We start from the raw sequence: 864 nt of genomic DNA, 5'->3' as shown, positions 1-864 counted from the left end.
GTGGCGCGCTCTTCAACGCTGAGTTCGGTATAAGACATAGGGGCAGCACCGTACCGGAAAGGTCAGGTGTTGCACTCAGTTTTTGCCGCCGCCGAGATCTAAAATTATACGCGCGCGCTATAGGTTTTTAGTCCTTGATTTCCGTGGCCTGTAGAGACTTTACAGTACAAAAAATTGTACTGTAAAGGTATTTTAGAGTACAAAAAACTGTACTCTAAAGGGGTGTTTTGCAACATATTTGTGGAGTTTCTCTTTTTGGAGTACAAAAAATTGTACTCCAAAGTTTGCTTTATTTTCTCATACTAAAATATTTTTCAACAAATTTGTGCTTAAACCACAATTTTGTGTTTTTCAAATGCTATTGTATTAAAACAAACTAAATAATAATCAACATGAACATTGAGAATAGAAGATATATAAGACTGCCTACTTCTGACAAAGCCTTGGAAGCTCTTTGTAAAGTGGCTTTGACAAAACACTCCGCGCATACGCTATTGATAAAACTCTGTACTGCTGCTGATAAAACAGAAACTGGCTTGCATGTCGTTTATACGGACAAAGCAGAGATTAGGAAGTGGATGGATTGCACAAGCGAAAATGTACGCAGATGCATGAACGTTTTAATTGAGCAGAAATTAATTGCTGTTGAGCATGATAAAGCCCATGGAATGATGTGGATTGAAGTTAAGTTCCTTAACCTTTAATTGATAGAAAAATAAAAAGACTGCGGCAAACAGTCTAATTAATGAGTTGAGGTTGAGATGAAGAACCCTTTTAATAGGGCGGTTGCAGGAGCTGAGTGCAACACGGTTATTGAATTGAAGCCGGAGCATCATGCCGCATTGCCATGGAATTTTGCATGAC

General features: G+C 38.5%; 1 protein-coding gene. It reads right to left on the bottom strand.

Features of this window, described 5'->3' with window-relative positions; translation table 11 throughout:
- Window positions 1-635: 635 nt before the first annotated feature.
- Window positions 636-864: hypothetical protein (locus BOP96_RS30330; protein ID WP_218189992.1), on the bottom strand; the 229-nt coding region annotated here is incomplete at its 5' end.

This window comes from Pseudomonas sp. FSL W5-0203 (genome assembly GCF_001896155.1).
In the GTDB taxonomy this organism is placed as follows: Bacteria; Pseudomonadota; Gammaproteobacteria; order Pseudomonadales; family Pseudomonadaceae; genus Aquipseudomonas; species Aquipseudomonas paracarnis.
Note: the sequence above shows the minus strand (reverse complement) of the source record. Positions and strands in the feature narration are given on the sequence as shown.